The organism is Pseudoalteromonas porphyrae (assembly GCF_001298125.1).
In the GTDB taxonomy this organism is placed as follows: domain Bacteria; phylum Pseudomonadota; class Gammaproteobacteria; order Enterobacterales; family Alteromonadaceae; genus Pseudoalteromonas; species Pseudoalteromonas neustonica.
Genome location: NZ_LHPH01000002.1, coordinates 282535 through 302079 on the forward strand (window position 1 = coordinate 282535; position 19545 = coordinate 302079).

Annotated in this window: 16 protein-coding genes, 1 rRNA gene and 1 pseudogene; 8 read left to right on the top strand and 10 right to left on the bottom strand. The window is 39.8% G+C overall.

Annotated elements, in window-relative coordinates:
* Positions 1 to 8: 8 nt before the first annotated feature.
* Entirely contained in the window at positions 9 to 2711 is a 2703-nt protein-coding gene (locus tag ADS77_RS03150; RefSeq protein ID WP_235575692.1) for a putative bifunctional diguanylate cyclase/phosphodiesterase, read from the bottom strand.
* Positions 2712 to 2773: 62 nt separating this feature from the next.
* Between ADS77_RS03150 and ADS77_RS03155 the strand changes: the two genes are divergently transcribed.
* On the top strand, positions 2774 to 3748 hold the full coding sequence (locus ADS77_RS03155) for an extracellular solute-binding protein (protein WP_054206897.1): 975 nt from the start codon (positions 2774 to 2776) through the stop codon (positions 3746 to 3748).
* Here the strand turns inward: ADS77_RS03155 and ADS77_RS03160 are convergent.
* Positions 3745 to 4407 carry a hypothetical protein gene (locus ADS77_RS03160; RefSeq protein ID WP_054452911.1) on the bottom strand — a complete coding sequence of 221 codons (663 nt, stop codon included), beginning with the start codon at positions 4405 to 4407 and terminating at the stop codon, positions 3745 to 3747. The genes ADS77_RS03155 and ADS77_RS03160 overlap by 4 nt on opposite strands.
* A 56-nt stretch (positions 4408 to 4463) precedes the next feature.
* Positions 4464 to 4751, bottom strand: coding sequence for a hypothetical protein (locus ADS77_RS03165; protein ID WP_054206899.1), 288 nt, complete (start codon positions 4749 to 4751; stop codon positions 4464 to 4466).
* 257 nt (positions 4752 to 5008) lie between these two features.
* On the opposite strand from ADS77_RS03165, the gene ADS77_RS03170 reads away from it, so the two are divergent.
* From ADS77_RS03170 to ADS77_RS03190, 5 genes are all read left to right on the top strand, one after another.
* On the top strand, positions 5009 to 5392 hold the full coding sequence (locus tag ADS77_RS03170) for an RNA-binding S4 domain-containing protein (RefSeq protein WP_054452913.1): 384 nt from the start codon (positions 5009 to 5011) through the stop codon (positions 5390 to 5392).
* A 74-nt stretch (positions 5393 to 5466) separates the two neighbouring features.
* A complete protein-coding gene (locus ADS77_RS03175) occupies positions 5467 to 5886 on the top strand; it encodes a hypothetical protein (protein ID WP_054206901.1) in 420 nt (139 codons plus the stop codon).
* Positions 5887 to 6265: 379 nt separating this feature from the next.
* Positions 6266 to 9013 carry an aconitate hydratase AcnA gene (gene acnA / locus ADS77_RS03180; protein WP_054206902.1) on the top strand — a complete coding sequence of 916 codons (2748 nt, stop codon included), beginning with the start codon at positions 6266 to 6268 and terminating at the stop codon, positions 9011 to 9013.
* 127 nt (positions 9014 to 9140) lie between these two features.
* On the top strand, positions 9141 to 9404 hold the full coding sequence (locus ADS77_RS03185; RefSeq protein ID WP_054452915.1) for a hypothetical protein: 264 nt from the start codon (positions 9141 to 9143) through the stop codon (positions 9402 to 9404).
* Positions 9397 to 10215, top strand: coding sequence for a transporter substrate-binding domain-containing protein (locus ADS77_RS03190; RefSeq protein ID WP_054452917.1), 819 nt, complete (start codon positions 9397 to 9399; stop codon positions 10213 to 10215). Before ADS77_RS03185 ends, ADS77_RS03190 begins: the two co-directional genes overlap by 8 nt.
* 9 nt (positions 10216 to 10224) lie before the next feature.
* On the opposite strand, the gene ADS77_RS03195 is transcribed toward ADS77_RS03190, so the two are convergent.
* The 5 genes from ADS77_RS03195 to ADS77_RS03215 form a co-directional block, all read right to left on the bottom strand.
* Complete coding sequence (locus ADS77_RS03195; protein WP_054452919.1) at positions 10225 to 10755, bottom strand: DUF4124 domain-containing protein; 531 nt, start codon at positions 10753 to 10755, stop codon at positions 10225 to 10227.
* Between the two features lie 43 nt (positions 10756 to 10798).
* Positions 10799 to 11536: a substrate-binding periplasmic protein gene (locus ADS77_RS03200; protein WP_082355591.1), complete on the bottom strand. Its 738-nt coding sequence runs from the start codon at positions 11534 to 11536 to the stop codon at positions 10799 to 10801.
* Positions 11537 to 11634: 98 nt separating this feature from the next.
* On the bottom strand, positions 11635 to 12375 hold the full coding sequence (locus ADS77_RS03205; RefSeq protein ID WP_054206907.1) for a phosphoadenylyl-sulfate reductase: 741 nt from the start codon (positions 12373 to 12375) through the stop codon (positions 11635 to 11637).
* 43 nt (positions 12376 to 12418) lie between these two features.
* On the bottom strand, positions 12419 to 14116 hold the full coding sequence (cysI, locus tag ADS77_RS03210; RefSeq protein ID WP_054206908.1) for an assimilatory sulfite reductase (NADPH) hemoprotein subunit: 1698 nt from the start codon (positions 14114 to 14116) through the stop codon (positions 12419 to 12421).
* Between the two features lie 64 nt (positions 14117 to 14180).
* Entirely contained in the window at positions 14181 to 15989 is a 1809-nt protein-coding gene (locus ADS77_RS03215; RefSeq protein ID WP_054206909.1) for an assimilatory sulfite reductase (NADPH) flavoprotein subunit, read from the bottom strand.
* 409 nt (positions 15990 to 16398) lie between these two features.
* Between ADS77_RS03215 and ADS77_RS03220 the strand changes: the two genes are divergently transcribed.
* Positions 16399 to 18021, top strand: a complete 1623-nt coding sequence (locus ADS77_RS03220; protein ID WP_054452923.1) for an endonuclease — start codon at positions 16399 to 16401, stop codon at positions 18019 to 18021.
* Positions 18022 to 18252: 231 nt separating this feature from the next.
* On the opposite strand, the gene ADS77_RS22320 is transcribed toward ADS77_RS03220, so the two are convergent.
* Positions 18253 to 18429 carry a hypothetical protein gene (locus ADS77_RS22320; RefSeq protein WP_161803869.1) on the bottom strand — a complete coding sequence of 59 codons (177 nt, stop codon included), beginning with the start codon at positions 18427 to 18429 and terminating at the stop codon, positions 18253 to 18255.
* Positions 18430 to 18991: 562 nt separating this feature from the next.
* Here ADS77_RS22320 and ADS77_RS22945 point away from each other — a divergent pair.
* A pseudogene (locus ADS77_RS22945) lies at positions 18992 to 19246 on the top strand (transposase); the annotation flags it as partial.
* A 146-nt stretch (positions 19247 to 19392) separates the two neighbouring features.
* On the opposite strand, the gene rrf reads toward ADS77_RS22945, so the two are convergent.
* Positions 19393 to 19507: ribosomal RNA gene (gene rrf / locus ADS77_RS03230) — 5S ribosomal RNA — on the bottom strand.
* Between the last annotated feature and the right edge of the window lie 38 nt (positions 19508 to 19545).

The following is a 19545-nucleotide window of genomic DNA, read 5'->3' on the forward strand; positions in this document are numbered from 1 at the left end:
CAATACTTTTATGCAATATTCAAACATGCGTAGTTCTCGTTATATAATTGCTCGGCATATTGTTCTGACAATGGTCGGCTCATTAAGTACCCTTGCGTGTAGTGGCAATATAGCTTAGATATTTTTTCAAGTTGATTGTCAGTTTCAATGCCCTCTGCAGTTACTGTTAAATTAAAGCTTTTTGCGATCGCACAAATTGCCTCCACTAATTGCAAAGAATCTTTACGGTGCTCTAAATCATTAATAAACGAGCGATCTATCTTCAATCCTGTCACGGGCAAACATGTCAACCGAGATAAACTGCTATAGCCTGTGCCAAAATCATCAATGTAAATACCAAACCCTAACGAATGCAAGCGCAGCAATGGCTCTATTAAACTGTCTTCTTCTGCCATCATTGCCGACTCTGTTAATTCTATTTTTATTTGTCGACAGCTGATAGAGCTCCGTTGCATTCGCGATTCCAACCAATCTAAAAACCCTTGACTATGTAGCTGAATAGGCGAAACATTAATACTGATAAATACTTCATTTCCTGATAGTGACTCAATAAAACTTAGAGCGCGCTCAAATACCCACTGACCTAGTTGAACTATTTTCCCGCACTCTTCAGCGATTGGAATAAATTCAGCAGGACTCACGTGACCTAAAGTTGGGCTATACCAGCGTAATAGCGCTTCAAAACCGTTTAGTTTACGGCCTTGGTTACAAAACATAGGCTGCAGGTGCAATGCTAACTCATCACTCACAGAGGATTCATGCAGCATTTTTTCAACTTGCAATTTACGTGATACCTCATCAGCAATACTATCACTATAAATATAATAACCATTTTTACCGCGTCGCTTTGCTTCATACATAGCAACATCTGCATCATGCAATAGCTTTTCCGCCGTGCACTCATTACAGGGTGCTTTAAATGGTCGCACGCCAACACTGCCACTCACCGTGTATTGCTGCCGTTGGTAGGTAAATGGCCTACGGATCTCGCCCAGCAAATCCTCCATTACCCCTTCGAGCGGTTGTAGTAGCTTGTGCGTTTTAATTAAAATAGCAAACTCATCCCCGCCTAATCGAGCTATTGAGCTACAAAAACCCATTAATATTTGCATTCGGGCGGCAAATTCAATAAGGAGTTTATCGCCAGCTATATGCCCTAAAGTATCATTAATTAATTTAAATCTATCGAGATCGATATACAGTAAAATAAAATCATCTTGGGTGGCTTTTCTTTTTACTTCAAGCGCATCTAAGAATGTTTGCCTGTTCAGTAAATTGGTCAGCCCATCATGCTGTGCTTTATACTTTAATTGCTCATGAAACAAGGTGTGCTGAGTGATATCAATCAAACGCCCCTCATAACGACGATTCCCATCATGTGTTGCCCAATTACCTGTTTGCCTTAGCCACAACGACTTGCCTTGACCATTCACTCCTAACCACTCAAATTCTTGATGATTACTTTGCTGTTGTAAATACGACAGCCACTGTTGCTGAGAATGTTCATCAGCCATTAGTTGACTAAAACGCATTGATGTTGATTGCTTATGATTACTTAATAATAGTCGCTGGAAGGCCGGATTAGCCTCCAATATATAGCCATGTTCATTTAGTACAAACAGCCCTTCGTGGCTATTTAAAAACACACTTTTATATTTTTTTTCTGCCGCTAGTTGCTGCTGTAATGCAATAAGCCGCTGACTGGATTCCCGCTCTAATTGCTGATTCGTTTTTGCCAAACATGCAGTACGCTCAACCACTGTTTTGTTCACTAGCTCATTACGATTAAGCAACGCCCTTACATGGAGTAACACCATTAAACCACAAAGTAGTGCAATCACTTCAAACGCTATAATCAAACAAATACTGTCATCGAGTAATGAATGTGACAATTGCTCTTTGCTATATAAAGTAAGCTTAATAGGCTCACCAAAAAAATTTACCTCACTACTCGCGCCAGCTGCCAACTCAGATAACGAAAACGTATTTTTCCAATCAGAGCTAAAAATCAAACGGTCTGCGACAGCGACTTGCAAATGCTGCTCTGTTCTCAAATACACATCTGAAAAAAGACTATCGAGTAGATTATCAAGTAAAAAACTAATCCCTAGTACGTGTCTAAAACCATCTACATCGCCTTGCTCGATCAAAATACTCCATTTGTTCTCACGGTTTGGCCAGACGAGAAGATACAACTGGTTACTCGCTTGCAAGCGCGCAACATGTGCGTTATTAAGTGCCACACTTTCTCCAACTGTATGGCCATACTCTGCCACTGGTGCGGCGCGGTTTATAACGAGCATATGCTCGGCATTTGCTTCTACACCTTTAATTTTAAAATCAAAATGCCCAGCCTTTTTAAGCGCCTGCGTTAAAACTTGCTGTTGTTGTGGCTTAATTAACGCATACGACTCCAACCGCAATGGAACATCAATGCCCTGCAGTTGTGATTGTGCCAGTTGTAAAAATAATTCAGGTTCATATCCATTGAGTTGCTGATAGGCGTCAATTGAGTAAAGTAAATGCGAGATATGTAACAACTTAGTCTTTAAAAGCTGCTCATGGGTGGTTAATTGCTTTTCTAATGTTTGCCGCGTTTCATTTTGGTAGTAGCTATGCAATATAGAACCAACATAAAGCATCATGAAAAAATACAAAGCGAAAAGTAAGTAACCTATTTGCATAGGCTGTTTCAAAATATTTAATTTCACAATATAGACTTATCATTTAGATTATGTACACTAATTGAATACGATAATAATTCTTATTTGCGATGATTAAAAGTAAACTTTACCTTTTATTTCTATTTTCGGTACTAAGTGCTGATTTTACGTTCGCTAATCAAAGCGAAATTAACATTTACTCTTTTCGAAAGCAGGAGCTCATTGCACCTTTACTTAACGATTTTGAACAAACCACTAAAATCAAAGTTAATTTAGTCAATGGTAAATCTCAAGAACTATTGCGTCGTTTAAACAATGATGGTGCCCAAAGCTTAGCTGATATAGTGCTGAGCGCTGATTTGGCCCAATTGCATAATCATCGCCACCTTTTACAACCTTTCAACGATTTTGCACAGCTGATCAATGTACCTACCCAGCTGCGAGATACTAATAATCTGTGGTTAAGTGTATCAATACGAGGACGGGCATTATTTACCAGCGATACAACACACGTGCCTACACCAATCTACTATGGCGATTTACAACAACCACAATACCAAGAAACATTTTGCGTACGGGACTGGCAGCACAGTTATAATCAAACCTTGTTTGCTGGTCTACTTGCCAGTAATAACAACCAAGACTCAGCTTGGATACAACACGCAAATAAGTTATTGGTAAAACGCCCCAGCGGCTCTGATAGAGATCAGCTAAGGTCATTAGCGCAGGGAAAATGCCAGTTTGCTTTCGCCAATCATTACTATTTAGCAATGTTACAAAACTCTCAGAATAAGCGCGATCGCGATATGGCCAGCAAACTCTCTATCAACTGGCTTAAAAATCAGCAAGGGTTAACACCTATATCAACAACCACTGTGGCTATCGCCAAATATGCGCCAAACGCTGATAATGCAAATCGCTTTATTGAATACCTAATAAGTGACAGCGCACAAAAAATGTACGCCAGTTTGCTGGCTGAATACCCGGTCACCAGCGTAATTAAAAACAGTGAGTTTAAACCTGCGCTCGAAGGCGTTAAACGCAGCATAGGTTTATTAGATCAAGCTAAAGCAATCAGTCCTTAATCCATATAAACAATCTGTAATGAACAATTTAGCCATTGTGGACTCCCAACATGCGCAGTATAGCGAAATGTATCTGAGGGTTTTTCCCCAAAAGGTGTGGCGACCAAAGGGGTTGAATGCGTGTATGACTGCGAAGTACCTCTATAATTGATGATTACATAGTCCTCATAACGCCCCCACTCTAACTGAGCACGAGTACCATTTAATAATGTAAACGCGACCACGTTTTCGTGAAATGTCACTTGTAAATCGTTGTATCTGTCTTCGTAGCAGTTAGTTGTACGCATTAATTTAGGCATATTAAAGCCCGGCTCAATGTGCTCACCACGTAGGTAAAAACCAATGTTACCATCGCTATAATGATGGTTTGCCACCGATACATAATTTATCTGTGGTTGGTAGCCCATCAACTGCATAATATCAGCAAGTGACTGTGTTTCATGTGTGAGTAATTTATCTTGTGAGGTGAGCAATGTAGCCGCAGTAAACTCTTTCGGTATAGGCAATTGGGTAAATTGATAAGGTAATGTCTGCAGTTGTAATTGCTGTGTCAGTTGCTGCTTTTGTATTGCAGTTAAGCCTTGCGTATATACATAAACAGTCGGTTGTTGACACGCTGTTAGTAATAACAGCATGGCGATTAAAATTCCATTTTTCATAGTCACCTCAAATAGATTACGAATGTAGTCTATTTGAGTTTCTATTTTATAGCAACCTAATTTACTTGGCTATCAAGCCACGCATCAACACTTTTACGCGTATACAAAACGTCTTTAAATAAACGATGCCGCTGAAATTCAAGTAGCTTTTCTTTGCTATTTTCACCGCAACTCAATTGACTGTGATTGTCGTTAAAACGCGAAATTAAAGAAAAACCACGATCTGATCTATCAGGCACTTTTTTTACAATTTTGCTAAGTTCAGATCGTACATCGTCAGCGGTCATAAATCCCGAACCTTCCAAGCCCATTAGCTCTTTTTTCATGGCTGATCTAACGCCCATTTTAAATCTCCAGTACTGCGGCATTTGTAATTAAATGGCCAACTAAATATCGAATTCGACTCGAATAGCAAATTGCAGGCCAGCTGTTCGAGCGGATACTACGCGTGAAATACTACCGTTTTCTTAAAGACAGAGAAAAACACTAAAAAGTTGCACATTAATTTTATTTAATGCTTCGCTGACTTGAGACAGCTAGATGCAAAAATCACACTAAGCCTTTATACTATAGGCTGTGCCCTACCTTAATGAGATCGAACATGAACCAAGAATATATTGAAATTGAATTAGAAGAAGAGCCAATTGAGCTATGCAAACTCTTAAAAGTTCTTGATTTAGTCGAAGGTGGCGGCCAAGCCAAAAATCTCATCACTGAGGGCTACGTGGGCGTTAACCATGAAATTTGTACAATCAAGCGGAAAAAATTATACAGTGGCGACATCCTTGAATTTGATGGTGAGCACTTTCAACTGACATTAAGTGAAACTGCAATCCCAGCTGAACGTTCTGCTTCATCAACACAGCCTGAGCCACAAAAGAACACTGAGCAAGCAGTTAATGCCCCCGCAAAAGCCAAACGTAAACGTGTTAAAAAACCAAAGGTTGATGAAAAAACAGGCCGCCGTCCTATTTCATTTGGTTAATCGACTCCAGACTTGTAAAAGTAGCCGTAATCGACTTAAATTACCTTTTTGAATAATGATTAAAAAGGTAATTTATGACCCCTCCAGACTGGTTAAAATCCGTAGCTTGGGCCGCCCTTGCTTGGAACTTACTCGGGGTAATTGCGTTTATTATGCAGCTATTTATGACCCCTGATATGATCAGTAAACTGCCTATAGAACAACAAGCTGCTTACTCAAACATTCCCCTTTGGTCAACGATTGCCTTTGCGGTAGCCGTATTTGGCGGCGCACTAGGCTGCATTTTATTATTACTAAGAAAAGCCATTGCACGAGACGTTTTTGCACTTTCACTTATTGCAATTTTTATTCAACAGTTTTATAACTTCATCGTTATTAACAGTATTGAATTGCTCGGTGCCAGCGCCGTATTTATGCCACTATTTGTAATCGTTATTGCCATTACTTTGCTACTGCTGAGCCACACAGGCAAACAACAAGCTTGGCTACAATAAAGTAGCCTAAGAGGCACACCTTGTTTTGATCACTCATGCTTGAAATATCAATTTTCGGCATCATCTCTACTATACTTACTTGTATAAAAATAATACAAAAATAGACTGGTATGCACTTTGCACTTTAATCAATTAATCAATTAATCAATTAATTAATTAATTAATCAATCAAAGGTTACGCTCATAACACTTAATACCAATCGTGTTAAGTTACTGACCACTTATAGCGAAATACGGCAGAAATTTTGACATGTATTTGTTCTACATGAAAAATTTATAACGCAGTTAGCGCTTTATTTAGCCCGCTAGAATGGTTAAATATTTAAGTCGATTGGTATAAGTACTATTTAAGGATATTCATCTAATTAAGGGGCACATAATGAACAATAGTTTTGACACCCAAAAACAACTCACAATCAATGGCGAACAATTTCATATTCACTCACTGCAAGGTTTAGGCGATCAGGCTAAGCGACTACCATTCTCACTAAAAATACTACTCGAAAACTTACTGCGTAATGAAGACGGCGTTAATATTAAAAAACAAGATATTAAAGCACTTCTAAATTGGGATTCACAAGCCAAGCCCAGCGCTGAGGTTGCATTTACGCCTGCTCGCGTAGTCATGCAAGATTTTACCGGCGTACCTGCAATTGTTGATTTAGCCGCAATGCGTGATGCTATGGAAAGACTCGGTGGCGATCCAGCTAAAATAAACCCACTCTCACCTGCAGAGCTGGTAATTGACCATTCAGTACAGGTAGATGGTTACGGCGAAGATGGCTCTTTTGATTTAAATGCCAAACTTGAGTATGAACGCAATAAAGAACGCTATGAATTTTTACGTTGGGGTCAAACCGCCTTTGATAACTTAAAGGTCGTGCCACCTGCCACCGGTATTGTTCATCAAGTAAATTTAGAATATCTCGCTCGTGTGGTATTTAACGAAGAGCGCAATGGTCAACGCTTTGCTTATCCTGATACATTAGTCGGCACTGATTCGCATACTACTATGATCAATGGTTTAGGTGTACTTGGTTGGGGCGTAGGTGGTATCGAAGCCGAAGCCGCAATGCTTGGACAACCAATTAGCTTACTTATCCCGCAAGTCGTTGGTATGAAACTCAATGGCCGCTTACCTGAAGGCACCACAGCTACCGATTTAGTACTCACGGTAACTGAAATACTGCGCAAGCATGGGGTGGTAGGTAAGTTTGTTGAGTTTTATGGCGATGGGCTTGCTGATTTACCACTGGCTGATCGTGCAACCATAGCTAATATGGCCCCCGAATACGGCGCAACCTGTGGTATTTTCCCTATCGATGATGAAACCATAAATTACTTACGTTTAACCAATCGCGACGAAACTCAACTCAAGCTGATTGAAGATTATGCAAAACACCAAGGTCTATGGCGTAACGATGGCGATGAAGCCAATTACACCGATACATTAGAGCTCTCATTAAATGATGTAGTGCCTAGCCTTGCAGGACCAAAACGTCCCCAAGACAGAATTGCTCTCGATCAAGCTGGCGATATTATTGGTAAGCATTTAAAAGGTTTTCAAGATGAACGTCTTGCTAAACGCGACAATAGTGATGAACAACAAGCTCGTATTGAAGATGAAGGTCCAACAACGAATCCTGACGAGCCAATCAACGAAGCACAATTTATGGGCGCTGCAAAGGTAAACTTTAAAGGCCAAGAATTTGAACTTAAAGACGGCGCTTGTGTTATTGCTGCTATTACCAGCTGTACTAACACCTCAAATCCAAGTGTTATTTTAGCTGCCGGTTTAGTTGCTAAAAAAGCCCGTCAACTAGGTATTAATGTTAAACCATGGGTTAAAACATCGCTCGCACCAGGCTCACAAGTGGTAACTGATTATCTCAAAAATGCAGATCTAATGGATGACTTAGATGCACTAGGCTTCAACCTTGTTGGTTACGGTTGTACTACTTGTATTGGTAATTCAGGCCCGCTTGCAGATGAAATCAGTGAAGCAATTCAGCAACATAAATTAGTAGTGAGTTCTATTTTATCAGGTAACCGTAACTTTGAAGGGCGTATTCACCAAGATGTGAAAATGAACTTTTTGGCGTCGCCGCCACTGGTCGTCGCTTATGCAATTGCAGGACGCACAGATATTGATGTGTATAACGAACCATTAGCGCAAGATGCTAATGGTAACGATATTTATCTTAAAAATATTTGGCCTAGCGTCAGCGAAGTAAATGAACTCGTGAAAAAAACCGTCACTAAAGAAATGTTCGCTACCAGCTACGGCAATGTTTATAAAGGGGATGATCGTTGGCAGCAGATAAAAATTCCAGATGGCAAACTGTATGACTGGAATGACGCCTCAACCTACATTAAAAAAGCACCATTTTTTGATGGTATGAGCATTGAGCCTCCTGGTATCCCTGCAATTAGCGGCGCTCGCTGTTTAGCTAAACTTGGCGATTCCGTCACCACGGATCATATATCCCCTGCTGGCGCAATTAAAGCAAGCGCACCTGCGGGCGAATACTTGCAAGAAAATGGCGTAGAAAAATCACAATTCAACTCCTACGGATCTCGCCGTGGTAACCATGAAGTGATGATGCGCGGCACCTTTGCCAATGTTCGATTAAAAAACTTACTTGCTCCAGGTACTGAAGGCGGGGTAACTCGTACTCAACCCGATGATGAATTAGCCAGTATTTACGATGCGGCTATGGCTTATCAACAACAAGGTGTGCCATTAGTTGTGCTAGCGGGGGCTGAATATGGTACTGGTTCATCGCGTGATTGGGCAGCAAAAGGCTCCTTATTACTTGGTATTAAAGCCGTTATTGCGCAAAGTTATGAACGTATTCATCGCTCTAATTTAATTGGTATGGGTGTACTACCACTGCAATTTAAAGCAGGAGAAAGTCACGAGTCTTTAGGTTTAACAGGTCAAGAGCAGTTTGATATTGAAGACCTGTTCGATAAAACTAAAGAAGTGTGTGTGATTGCCACTAATAACGAAGGTAAAAAAGTCAGTTTTAGCGCCGATGTACGTATTGATACTCCCAAAGAGTGGGATTACTACAAACACGGCGGCATTTTACAATATGTACTGCGTAATATGCTCAGTAACTAAACACTTTGATAACTGGGCTTTGCAGTGCTTGACTGCTTAGCCCTTTATTATTTCTTTGATGTAAAACAAGTCAGCCTACAAATTATTAGCTACACTTAATTCACGTTATCAATGGTATGCATCGAGTATGACAGAGCAAAAAACGATACAAGTACTTAAGGTATTTATCATACTTGGCATATGCCTTATTTTAGCTGGGCATTATTTATTAACATCTGACATTTTTGGCGAACAAAATAGTATCCGCGGCATTATGATTAGTGCAATTTGCATTGCGGTAGGGGTTTTATTTTCTCTACCAACAAAAATCTATCTCACCATCATACTAATGAAGTTAGAAACTGAACACCAAACACATGCCCCCACAAGTAAGCATGCTACAGATGAGTAAATTTCGACTTATTAAAAACACCTCAGTTATTAGTCTATTACTGCTGGGGATCTCATCCAATACCATTGCTGCCCATGAAAAGCTAACAATCGCTTCTGGAAACTTCGCCCCTTATTTCATTCAAAATGAAATCATCGGTAATGGTTTCTTTGATAATGTCGTCGTAGACGTTCTTAATAAGCAAGGTTATACCAAGCTAAAAATCATCCCGTTAAATAACGATGCAATTCAACGTTATTTTGATAATCAAGTCGCAGATATTGCCATTAACTACACAGCTCAGCCACCCAAAGGAGCATTTCCTTCACGGTTTAGAATCAAGTTTATGAATAGAGTGATTATGCACTCATCCGAATGGGCGGAAAACATAACCAACTTAAGCGATTTAAAAGATCTCACTGTAGCGAGCTTTATTGGTGCGTCACAATTATTTGGTAATGATTACCGTAAACTAACGCAGCAAAAAAACATAAATTACTCAGAGATTGGTAACCAACAAGCACTTAACAAACAGCTGCACACTAATCGTATTGATGTACGTATAGGTGATTACCTTGTATTTTATTGGAATACAGCACACTTAACCCAATTAAGCCCTAAGCAATTTATTTATCGCGATATTTTAAACTATGACGGCTCATATATTGTATTTCAACAATCAGCCCTTAGAGATGAATTTGATGATGCTCTAATGAGAATGATGCACTCAGGGGAATTGGATAAATTAACCCAACAATGGTTAACTCAGTATAATCTTCCTAGCGTCGATCATCAGTTTTTTGCTAACAATACAGCCTCACTCCAACCCTAGACTATAGGCTTAATTATTCGACTCTAAAGCTTGAGTGCGTTGCTCTAACTTTGTCTTTATTTGCTCTGCATCATCGAATAACTTTTTAATTACCACCGGGTCATAAACACTATTTGAGCTTTTAGGAAGAGTTAAATTACCAGCTTTTGCACTCCCTTTTAATATTGATGTGTCTTCGGCTGCAATGACTGTAATATCTTTAGGATCGAGTACTAATCGCTCACTTTTACCATCAGGGTTTGGTTGATCAGAGTAATGCCATTGACCACTTTTATCTTGCCATTTGTAAATTGTAGTGGCTTTTTCAGTGCTATCACCTGATATTTTTTCTACAACCTGATTACTTGTTTTTACTACAGCATCAACCGCATGATCTAAAGCTCCGCTCGACAAAGCGACCATTTGCTCTTTAATATTGTTCGATGTACTGCCGATACCTTCACTATTTAACCACGTTTCACCATCTGGGCGCTGTAAGTAAAATAAGGCTGCAATGCTAATTAGCAAGATCATTGTTGCTAAGTACGCAAAATATTTCATAATCAATCCTTTGGGTTAAAAATAAGCCATTCATAAACTACCTTTACTGGTAGCGGCTAATTATACTAGCAAGCTCTTTACTTTCTTTCAGCTCTTTTAAAAAAAGATTAAACTCTCGAACAAGCTTTCTTCCCTTTGGAGTGTATGAAAATTGCAACTGAAGTGGTGCTTTACCAACATTGAAATCACTTATAACTAATTGCGACAGGTGCGGGTGTTTTTTAATATACCAATTCACCACGTCTCTCGACATAATGGTAAAGCGCTTACTCATAGGTGTATTACTATAGAGACTTTGCAGTATATCTAGATCTGAATAAAAGTTCTCACGATGCAGTACGTTACTATTCACTAGTAATTCATATTTTGGATAAACATAACCAAACCGCCCTAGTAATATCCCGTCTTTTAAACTATTCAACTCTTTAAAATCAATTAGCTTAGTGCCATGAGACACTACCAGTACGTCTTCGACTATCGCTATTTCTTGGCTCCAATAATAAGATTCATCACCGATAAGCCAAACCTCTGATTCCATCCGCGCATCAACATAGCCTTGCTGTAACATCTTCGCAGATCGTTTTTCCGGTGCAAATATATACTCAATATCTACCTCTGAAGCCTCTGAAAAAAGAACCAGAAGCTCGTTTAAAATACCTTTATGCTGCGTGTCCACAAAATGATAGGGCGGGTAGTCTTCATCAGGCAATGCAATACGAAAACTATCCGCAACTGCAGAAGCTGACATAAGTAAGAAAAAAAGCAGACAGAATTGTTTCATAAATGCGATTCACATAACAAACTGGTTATTAAGCATACTACATTTACAAAAAAACGCAGCGTGTGCTGCGTTTTTAAAATAATACTAATTAAAAAGAATTAAATTCCATCGCCGTCAATATGTAGACCACATTCGCGATTTAAGCCAAAGAAACGCGTTTCTTCTTCAGTCATACCCGGCTCTAACTTACGTGTAGTATGCACATCTCCCATCGACACATAACCTTGCTCCCATAATGGGTGATACGATAAACCGTGCTTAGTTAAGTACTGATACACATCACGGTTTGACCATTCAATAATAGGATAAACTTTCACTGTGCCACGGCTAATTTCAATCACTTGCTTATCAGCGCGCGATGATGCTTGATCACGACGTAAGCCGCTAAACCATGTGCCTGCGTCAATATCTTTTAATGCGCGAGTCATTGGCTCAACTTTATTAAGCTGATTATATTGCTTAATACCCGCCTCACCTTGCTCCCATAGCTTACCGAATTTAGCCTCTTGCCATGCTGGGCTAAGGTGAGATTTATACACTTTTAAATTCAGTGATAAACGCTCGGTTAATTGCTCAATAAACTGATAGGTCTCTGGAAATAAATAACCAGTATCAGTAAGAACCACGGGAATATCTGGCTTTTGCGAGGTTACTAAATGCAACATCACAGCGGCTTGAATACCAAAGCTTGATGATAAAAATTGTGTGTCAGGCAAATTTTCAAGTGCCCACGCTACACGCTGCTCAGCAGTTAGCTCTTTAAGCATGCCATTTGCGTCAGCCAGCATCGCTGCTTGGCTTTCTTTATCAAGCTTTAAAATGTTTTTAAATTCACTCATAGTAAATTCCAAACCTTAGCCGATGTGTTGCATCGGCTTTAAATTATGCGTAAAAGTCGGTGACTGAGACTTTAACTTCAGCGACTATGCCTTTGCGGATCACAAAATCACCAAAACATTCGCCGTCATTACGTTCACTCGCCCATTGACCTATTAATTTATCAAAGGCTTCTAGATATACATCTTCACCGACATTTTCTAAATACAACTTAGGAATACGTGTGCCTTCAAGGTTACCACCTAAGTACACATTGTATTTACCTGGGCCTTTACCAACTAAACCTGCTTCTGCAAGCATTGCGCGGCCACAGCCATTTGGGCAACCAACAACACGCATAATGATGCTGTCATCAGGAATACCATGCTTAGCAAGTAACGCTTCGGTTTTTTCAATTAAACTTGGTAAGTAACGTTCAGCTTCTGCCATCGCTAATGGGCATGTTGGCAGTGCCACGCATGCCATTGAATTTTTACGCTGCTCTGAATCTTTGTCGTCAATCAAACCATGGTTACGGGCAATTTCTTCAATCACTGCTTTTTGATCTGCTGGCACACCGGCAATGATCAAATTTTGATTTGCCGTCATACGCATATCACCTTGGTGAACTTCTGCAATTTTACGACAACCTGTTTTAAGTGGTTTACCTGGGTAATCTAAAATACGACCACTTTGAATAAATAATGTTAAGTGATGCTTACCATCAATACCTTCAACCCAACCAATGCGATCCCCTCGATGAGTAAACTCAAACGGGCGACTCGGTGCAAATTTAACACCTGAACGCGCTTCAACTTCGGCCTTAAATACATCAGACCCTACACGGTCTAGCGTGTATTTAGTTTTTGCATTTTTACGGTTTGAGCGGTTACCCCAATCACGCTGAACAGATACCACATGCTCAGCAATTTTTAGCGTATCTTCTAACGCGATAAAGCCAAAGTCATCGGCTTTGCGTGGGTACGTTGCAGTATCGCCATGAGTCATAGCAAGGCCACCGCCCACTAAAACGTTAAAACCAACTAGCTTGCCGTTATCAGCAATTGCTACAAAGTTTAAGTCATTCGCATGCACATCCACTTCGTTATTTGGCGGAATGGTTACCGTAGTTTTAAACTTACGTGGTAAATAATTAGACCCCAAAATTGGCTCTTCTGTGGTCTGTGCTTTTTCGCCATTTAACCAAATTTCAGCATAGGCTTTAGTTTTTGGTAATAAATGTTCAGAAATTTTCGCAGCCCAATCGTACGCCTCTTGATGAAGCTCAGACTCAACTGGATTAGTTGTACACAGTACATTACGGTTAACGTCCCCAGCTGTAGCGATTGAGTCAATGCCCACGCTATCAAGCATTTGGTGCATGCCTTTAATATTTGGCTTTAATACACCGTGAAACTGGAATGTTTGACGGGTCGTTAAACGAATACTGCCGTAGCTGGTTTTGTCATCGGCAAATTTATCAATCGCTAGCCATTGTGCTGGCTGAATAATACCGCCCGGCATACGTGCTCGTAGCATTACGTTATGAAGTGGCTCAAGCTTTTGCTTGGCGCGCTCACCACGAATATCACGGTCGTCTTGTTGATACATACCGTGGAATCGGATTAACTGAAAGTTATCAGCAGTAAAGCCACCGGTGATCTCATTTTGTAAATCTTGCTCAATCGTGCCGCGTAAAAAGTTACTTTCTCTTTTCAAACGCTCGTTATCAGAAAGCTTTACGTTTTTATCTTGTTCGCTCATGGTAAATCCTAAATTAGTTACAGTGACGGCTGTTAACTTTTAACAAAGTAAGCAACGTTTAACTTTAATAAACGTCTTTCTGATAGCGGTTGGCGCTACGTAAATCTTTTAAATACTGTTCAGCGTCTTCATCGTTTTTGCCACTATTTTCTTTGATGATATCAACTAAGGCTTGATGAACATCTTTCGCCATGCGGTTTGCATCACCACAGATATAAAAGTGCGCGCCGGCTTCTAGCCATTCAAATACGGCTTTGCTGTTACTACGTAACTTATCTTGTACATAGACTTTCTCAGCTTGGTCGCGGCTAAACGCCACATCAACTTGGCTTAATAGACCAGATTTTAAGTAACCTTGAATTTCTACTTGGTATAAGAAATCTTGCGTAAAGTGTGGGTTACCAAAGAATAACCAGTTTTTACCTGATGCTTCACGGGCATCACGCTCTTGTAAAAATGCACGAAATGGCGCAATACCGGTACCTGGGCCTACCATGATCACCGGTGTTTCATCATTCGCTGGTAAACGGAAGTTATCATTATGCTCGCTGAATACTTTAACTTTACAGCCTTCTTCAGCACGACGTGCTAAATAACCAGAACAACCACCTAAATGCTCGCTACCAAATGCATCAAATTCAACAAGGCCAATCGTTAAGTGCACTTCGTCTTCTACTTCAGCTTGGCTTGATGCAATTGAATACAAACGCGCTTGTAACTTACGCAGGCAATCAACTAATGTTTGCGCTTCAAGCACAGCTGGATTTTGACGGATCACGTCGAAGATTTGACGAGGTTCAATGTATTCACGCATTGCCGCTTTATCTTCAACTAGCTTTAATAACTCAGGCGTACCTGTCGCGATTGCGTATTTTTCAACAAAGCCAGGGTATGACTGAGTGAGCTCAAGTTTCTCGATTAATGCATCACGAACACTTAATTCAACATCACCTAACTTTACGCTCGTTGCGCCATCAATTTGAGTCAGTGTCAGCACTTCATCAACTAATGCTTCATCATTTAGGAAGTAAACACCTAGTGAGTCACCCGGCGTATAGGTAATATCTGAGCCTTCTAATGAAATTTCAACGTGACGAACATCTTTGGTTGAATCACGGCCAGTAATCTTTTGTACTAAGCTCAGCTCTGCCGCAAATGGGTTTTGCTTGGTATATTGGCTGGCAGCAATTGCTGGTGCACCAAATGAAACCACTTGCCCACCAGTTGCACCTTGCTGTGCTTTTAAATCAGGTTCAAACGCATCAAGTGCACCCGTGATCCACGTTGCCGCTTCATCATCATAATCAACATCTAAATCAGCGCGCTGATAAATAGTCTCTGCACCTAATTTATTTAAACGCTCTTCAAAATCTTTTGCCGTTTGGCAGAAGAACTCATAGCTTGAATCGCCTAAACCAATAACCGCTATTTTAACACCATCAAGCTTAGGTGCTTTTTTGGTTGCTAAAAATTCATGCAATGTTTCCGCATCTTCTGGCGGCTCACCTTCACCGTAAGTTGAAACCACGACCGTAAGGAATTTTTCTTTTTTCAGGGCTGTTGGTTTGTAATCAGACATGCTTACTAGTTTCACGGCTAAACCACGTGATTCAGCCTGTTCTTTGAGCTTAGTTGCAACGCCTTTTGAGTTACCAGTTTGCGAGCCATATAAAATGGTCAACGCTGCCGCCTCACCTGCACTTGGCGCAGCACCTACAACACCACCTAAGTTGGCCGTATTGGCATTCGCAGCAAGGTAACCACTTACCCAAGCTTGCTGAATTGGATTAAGCTCAGCCACTAAACCTTGCAGCTTTTGTACTTGCTCTTGCGATAGCGGACTTGCTAGCGCATTAAGTTGACCTAACAACATGAATTGATTCCCCGTAACCCTGAAAGTTATCTGCGAAATGACACTATTTAAGTTAATCACTTTGCCTAAAATTTGCCTCAACTCTATGGCTACAATCTAGCCTTAGAGGATTCTTTGAGTGTGAAGAATAACGGGGTATGGGCGAATAAAAAAAGAATAGAATCTGCTTTGTTATTCCATTTAGTTATGAACTTATATAAATACCTTCAAAAACAGATTAAAAGCTAAAATTTGAGCAATTTAAGCTTTTACTTATAAATAGTAAATAAAGCGGTAACAAAAATAGTTCATAATTAAATCACTTATATTTGCAAACAGCTTAACATTAACAATTATGCAACATGGAAGTTGTAAGGTATATTATTCTGGTTCAGTTATAGAACATAAAAATAAAATAAAAGGAAACACCATGTCACACGGGACATATAAAAAGCACATACTAGCCAGTACACTATTGTGTACTTCACTATCAAGCGCAGCCACCATTACTAATGGTGGCTTTGAAAATTGGGTAAACGGTGCACCAGAAGGTTGGAGTACAATTGATTCTGGCATTGCTCTTTCAGCGAATAGCTCAGTAGTTAATTCGGGAGTATTAGCTGCTAAAGTAGTCGTCACAACCGCCAGCCAAAGTAGCACTGATCTATTACAGCAAGTTTACGTAGAAGCGGGACAAAGTTATTTATTCTCAACGTGGGTTTACCATACTGAAGGAGGTGTTAAAGCGCGCCTATTCGCCAACGGTTATCAAGGCTATTCAAATCCGGCACTATTAAACCAATGGCAAGAAATAAGTTATCAATACACCGCTTCGAGCAACACCACTATTTCTGTTGGACTGCGTTTTTACGATGTAAATGGCTTTGATGGCAATGAGACTGTGTATGTAGATAGCTTCACACCAACCGCAACGGTTACACCCCCACCGTCAGGCTGTGCTGATAACACTGTAGATTTAATACTCACAACCGATAACTATGGCGAAGAAACCAGCTGGAAAATTACCAATCACCAAAATATTACGGTTGCATCGGGTAGCAGTTATACCGGCAACACAACTTATAACGAACAAGCCTGCCTTATTGATGGTGATTACACCTTTAGTATTTTTGACAGCTATGGTGATGGTATCTGCTGCTCATTTGGCAATGGCAGCTATACATTAAACCAAGGACAAACAGCCATTGCCAACGGCGCTAGCTTTGAGCACTCACAAGCTACACCTTTCACATTAGGCAATACCGATCCTGTTACCCCACCCGTTGACCCTACAGGCTATTATGTAACTACACAGGGACTTACAGGCTACGCTTTAAAAACTGAGCTTTATAATATTATTAAAGGTCATAACTCACAGGGTTATTCTGCCATTTGGAGTTTTTACGATAGCGCATCTCGTGATAAGTATTTTGAAAATGACAACTCAATTCTCGATCGCTATTCAGAAAAACCAGCCGGGCAAGATAGCTTTAATTATGTAGCAGTGACTAATCAATGCGGAACTTATCGCAGTGAAGGCGATTGCTACAATCGAGAGCACTCTTTTCCTAAGAGCTGGTTTGGCGGTAAAATTGAACCTATGAACTCGGATGTACATCATATTTTTGCAACCGATGGTTACGTTAATTCAAAACGCAGTAACTTTCCATTTGGTGATGTAGGCAGCGCAACATATACCTCAAGCAATGGCAGCAAACTTGGCACCGCTTCAAGTTCATTAAATTATTCAGGCACTGTATTTGAGCCAATTGATGAATTTAAAGGTGACTTTGCTCGCGCCTACTTTTATATGGCAACACGTTATGAGAACGTTATTGGTAGTTGGCAAAATAACACCACTTACAGCAACGCAGTACTTAATGGCACATCAAACCAAGTGTTTGAAAACTGGGCGGTAACTATGTTGGTTAATTGGCATAATAGTGATCCTGTCAGTCAACTTGAACTAGATAGAAACCAAGCCGCATTTGAGCATCAAGGTAATCGCAATCCATTTGTCGATCATCCTGAATTTGTAGAGATGATTTGGTAAAAAGACTCAAGCTAGGTTAGAAAGAAATAGCCCTCTTAACTGCGAGGGCTTTCTATCATCTAATTTGTAACATTATTTTTACAATAAAAATTAGATACTTTTTATTAACAAGTGCCAACATTTCATATTAAACAATCAGATTGTGGAGAATTGCTAAATACTCTAAAGGAATATTAATTATCAAGAAATTCACTATATGAGGGAAGATAGTAAAACCAACCCAATTGAATGTTAATTCCAATATGTAGTCAAATATGTGTTCAAATACAATGAACAAAAAACCTCATATCCACCAAGAAAACCACTTGAATCAGAACTTTCTTGTTTTACTTCTGGTTTTTCCTTATAGGTATTAATTGTGACGAAAACACAGTCTTTATAATTACTTTTATTATTCTTTTCTTCCATTATTTTTCCTTATTTAAAGGCACAACTGAACCCACATTAAGGTTACCTTGACGTGTATTGTTTATTTTTGTTTGAAGTAGAGTTGTGCTTGTGGGCTATTGAAATGATACATTACGATTGGATAACTTAGAGGTATTTTTAGTTAGCACCTCCTTTCTTGATTAATTTGATATGGTATATAACTTAAATGATTACTTATTTTTCCTTATTAACCACTGATAGAGCCATTATAAACCCAAAATAAGATCCTGAAAAATAACACAAAATACAAGTAAAAGTCAAATTTAAATAAGCAAAAAATCAGCAATTTACAAATAATAATCTTAACGTATTAATAGCATTCCTTTGTGGTGACATAAATGTAATGCCAGCGTATACGCTTGCTTGCTGTTTCATTATTCTTTGAGGGCGAAGACAGAACGAATATTGCTAAGCGGCTAAATACAGCACGCGGCAGTATCAATAAATGGAATTAATATCAAAAGCCACAGAGCCGGGACGTCAGTAGTTGTGATCGTTGATGGTGCTGGTTGACATACTATTTATTTATACTGTACAACCATTTAATAATATAACGTTGATAAAGCTTCCACCTTACTCCCCAGAATTAAACCCAATGGAGCAAGTATGGAGTTGGCTACGGCAACACTGTCTATCAAATCGTGTATTTAGTGGTTATGAAGAAATAGTCGAACAGGTATCGCAAGCGTGGAATGGATCCATCTCAGTTCCTGGTACGGTTAAAAATGAGAGATTGGATAAAATTGACTTAATCTTTATGCAGATTGGTATTAACTCAGTACGATGTAGCTCGTGATTTATCGCGACAACCGATATATGGGGGTGTGTTGCTTTCAGATGAGCGCCCGAGCGACACTCGCCACCTTGCACCTTGCTCGCTGTTTCAATATCCTGCAGACGTAAAAAAGCCCGACTCTATGAGTCGGGCTTTCTTTATTTGGAGCCTGGCGATGACCTACTTTCACATAACAAATGCTACACTATCATCGGCGCTGTTTCGTTTCACTACTGAGTTCGGCATGGGATCAGGTGGGTCCAAAACGCTATTGTCACCAAGCAAATTTGGTATTAATTCGCTCTTTCGAACCAATTAAT